The 3742-nt window shown below is 57.9% G+C and carries 4 protein-coding genes; all 4 read right to left on the bottom strand.

The window, feature by feature from the left end; genetic code table 11:
• Positions 1 to 707 (bottom strand): bile acid:sodium symporter (locus B3Y70_RS03815; protein WP_288589218.1); only part of this gene is annotated, 707 nt, incomplete at its 3' end.
• A 3-nt stretch (positions 708 to 710) separates the two neighbouring features.
• On the bottom strand, positions 711 to 1385 hold the full coding sequence (locus B3Y70_RS03810; RefSeq protein ID WP_288589217.1) for a FadR/GntR family transcriptional regulator: 675 nt from the start codon (positions 1383 to 1385) through the stop codon (positions 711 to 713).
• Positions 1386 to 1497: 112 nt separating this feature from the next.
• Positions 1498 to 2979, bottom strand: coding sequence for a flavin-containing monooxygenase (locus B3Y70_RS03805; RefSeq protein WP_286894295.1), 1482 nt, complete (start codon positions 2977 to 2979; stop codon positions 1498 to 1500).
• A gap of 67 nt (positions 2980 to 3046) precedes the next feature.
• On the bottom strand, positions 3047 to 3742 hold a 696-nt coding region (locus B3Y70_RS03800), incomplete at its 5' end, for a LysR substrate-binding domain-containing protein (RefSeq protein ID WP_288589216.1).

Genomic DNA, 3742 nt, shown 5'->3' with positions numbered 1-3742 from the left:
ATCGCCAGGACGATGGCCTGTACCGGAAGGTTCTGCCACAACCCGCTGACCACGGAGTGAGAGAAGGCGGAGTATACGATGATCCAGATCACACACTGGTCATAGCGCGCCATCAGTGACTCATTGCGTGACAGATAGCCGCCGAGCCAGGGGCGCAGGGCATGGCCAACCGCAAATGGCAGCAGTAGCTGAAGCACGATGTCTTTCAGTGCCTCGGCAACCGAGAACTCTCCGGCGCCCGAGGTGGATACCAGGAGCAGCAACAGAAACGGTGTCAGCATCATGCCGAACACATTGGATGCGGCCGCACTGCAGATGGCAGCCGGTACGTTGCCCCGGGCCATGGCGGTGTAGGCAATCGAAGAAGATACAGCGGATGGAAGCACGCCCAGATACAGAAAACCCAGCCCCAGGTCTTTGGGCATCCACTCGGGCGCAATAGTGCTCAGCTCATTGACCGGCAGTACGGCAAGGGGGAAAAACACGAAGGTGAGGGCGGTAATCAGGATGTGCAGCCGCCAATGGGTGGCGCCGTCGATGATCTGCTGTCTGGACAGGGCTGCGCCATGAAAGAAAAACAGTAAGGCCACTGCGATGGTGCCTGCGGTGCCGAGCGCTTCTGCCGCCTGTCCCGTCACCGGCAGGAACGAGGCGAGCACAATGGCGCCAAGTAACAGCAGGGTAAAGGTGTCTATCCGGAATTTCACAGCTTACTCCTTACCACTGAGGGCATTGAGGCTTGGTGTCAGAAGCGCCCTCGACAGTGCCTCCGCTTTATCGGCATCTTTCCGGCGAATGGCTGCCAACAGCAGTTCGTGGGCTTCCTGGCTGGGTTCCGGGAGGTCTGAATCCATTTCGGTTCGCTCGATGGTCTGGCTAACCGCGTGAGAGAAATAGTCGTAGAGCTCAATCAGCGCAGAATTGTGAGATGCTCGTACCAACGAGTGATGAAACCGCTCGTCGTGCCGTATACGTTCGGCAATGACCTCTCCGGCCGCCGCTCGCGCATCCAGGGCCTCGGTCATGGCTTTAAGATCCGCTTCGTTGCGGCGCGTCGCTGCCAGGCGCGCCGCTTCCGTCTCCAGCGTAATCCGGACCTCAATCTGTTCTGCCAGTCGGCTTCGGGCAATTCTCCGAAGTGTTTCTCCGGCGTCCCTGTTTGCGCGCACGTAGGTCCCGTCTCCCTGTCGGGTTTCCAGCATGCCAACGTGCACCAGAACCCTTACGGCTTCGCGGATTGTATTGCGACTGATCCCTAAAGCCTCCGAGAGCTCTGCCTCAACGGGTAAGCGAGTACCTACCGGCCATTCCCCGCTCTCAATCGTTTTCCGGAGACTGTCAATGGCGGTTTCGACCAGCGACCCTTTGCGGATTGGTGTTAGCATAATGGATCATCCCTCTATATGGTGATCCAATCATCCTATGTTTAAGTGCCTGATTCAACCCTGGCTTAAAACTCATGAGAAACCTCGGCGGGGCGGTTCCGTGCTGCCGGGCTCAGGCGTTCACCGGGTCAAGAAACTGGTAGTCGGCGGTATCCACTGACCGGGTCGCAAACCGGTAACTGAAGGTGAAGCCGGGCCAGTTCACGGTGTTTCGCCCATGCTCGTCCAGATACCAGGAGCTGCAGCCAGCATCCCATACACTGCCTTCCAGGCCGCGCTGGACCACCTGGCAGTATCGGCTCTGGCGATCCTCCCGCACATCCATGGCCGCGCCGGGATAGCGGGAGAGGGCGTCCAGGGCACTTAACACGTACCGGTACTGAGATTCGAGCATGAACAGAATCGAATTGTGCGCCAGGTTGGTATTCGGGCCATAGAGCATGAAGAGATTGGGGAATCCACTGACCGAGATGCCTTTGAAGGCTTTGCTGCCGTTGGTCCATGCGTCATTCAGCGTCAGACCCTCACGGCCGGCAATGTGGATGGGCGAAAGAAACTCGCTGGCCCGGAAGCCAGTACCGAAGATGATGATGTCGGCAGGCCGGTGCTCGCCTGTTTCAGACACAATCCCGGTCTCATCTATTCGGGCGATGCCGTCTGTGAGCAGGTTGGCGTGGGGCTGATTGACCGCTCGGTACCAGTCGTTGGAGATCAGGATTCGCTTGCAGCCAATGCGGTAATCGGGGATCAAATGGTGGAGTTTATCCGGGTCTGTTACCCAGCGGCGGGCTTCTTTTCGGGCCTGATGGGCGAACAGATCCAGAATCCACGAGAAACGGGTGAATGCCAGAGCCCGGGACTCGTTCTTCCAGTAAATTAGGCCCCGGTAGAGGCGGTCCCACAGTGGCAGCTTTTTAAACAGTGTTTGCTCAAACCGGTGAAACGGCCGGTCCGGCTTGGGCAATACCCAGGCGGCCGAACGCTGGTAAAGGTCCAGTTGCCCGACCAGTGGCGTAATTTCCGGCACAAACTGAATCGCGCTGGCGCCGGTTCCTATCACCGCAACGCGCTTGTTGTGAAGCTCGGTATGGTGCTGCCATTGGGCGGAATGAAAGCAGGTGCCCCGGAAGGTCTCGAGCCCCGGAATGTTCGGCATGGCTGGCCGGTTCAACTGGCCAGTGGCGGTGATTAACACGTCGGCGCTGAATGTGTCGCCGGTTTCAGTCAAGACATGCCAACGGTTGCTGTGATCGTCAAATGTTGCGGACGTTACCGCCTGATTGAACTGGATGTGAGGCTCCAGTTGGTATTTGCGAACACAGGCTTCCATGTATTCGAGGATTTCAGGCTGAGCTCCGAATTTCCGGCTCCAGTCGTGTTTGGGCTCGAACGAGTAGGAGTAGAGGTGGGACTGAACATCGCAGGCCGCACCGGGGTATGTGTTGTCGCGCCAGGTTCCGCCCACACCGCCTGCTTTTTCCAGCAGAGTCAGGTCCGTAAATCCTGCCTGTTTGAGTTTGATGGCCATACCGATTCCGCCGAATCCGGTACCGATAATCAGAACAGAGGGTTTTCGGGTGCGAGCGTGGGCCATGGATAATCCTTGTTATTGTTGTACACCAACGACTATAACGGCCTGTTTGTGTAATACATAGGCCGAATCAACCAGATTGATTGTCCGAAAAGGTCAGTAACTCCTCGGCTTTCTGAGCCATCAACTCCCGCAATACCGGCGACTCAAACTGGCGCCGGATACGAATGGCGTAAAACTCCTCGAATACGCCGGGCAGGGCGCCGTAGTCTTTCAACTCGCCGTTTCTCAACTCATCCCGGACCACCACCGGCGGCAGTATGGCGTAGTGCCCGCTGTCCCGGGTCAGCAAACGCATCATGGCCATGTCGTCTACTTCAGCGATGATTACAGGGTGAATGTGGTGGTGCTCACAGAGCTGATCGAAGGCCTGCCGTATGTTGTTGTCAGGCCCCGGCAGAATCAGGGGTCGGTCGCGCAGAATATCGGGAAATCCAGGGGCATTCTGGCTGCCCGGCGGCCCGATTACGCTGACCGACTGGCGGGCTATACGGCGTGAGCGCCAGGGCGTTTCTTCGTCACCTTGTACTGGCTGATTCGACAGAATCAGATCGAGTCGGTGCGCTGACAAACGGCGAAGAAGGTCGTCAAGGCTCCCGCTTTGCAGCTTGAGCTCCAGATCTTTTCGTCCCAGCAGGGGCCGCAGGAAGCCTTCCTGAAAGTTTCTGGAGAGGGTTGCGACCGCACCGACTTTCAGAGTTTCCCGGTTGGCCTGACGCCCGGTACGAAACAGCGCCTCTAGTTCCTCCCCCTGGCGGAAAATCTC

Source organism: Marinobacter sp. UBA5687, from assembly GCF_002420325.1.
Taxonomy (GTDB): Bacteria; Pseudomonadota; Gammaproteobacteria; order Pseudomonadales; family Oleiphilaceae; genus Marinobacter; species Marinobacter nauticus.
This window is presented reverse-complemented; position numbering and strand designations above follow the sequence as displayed.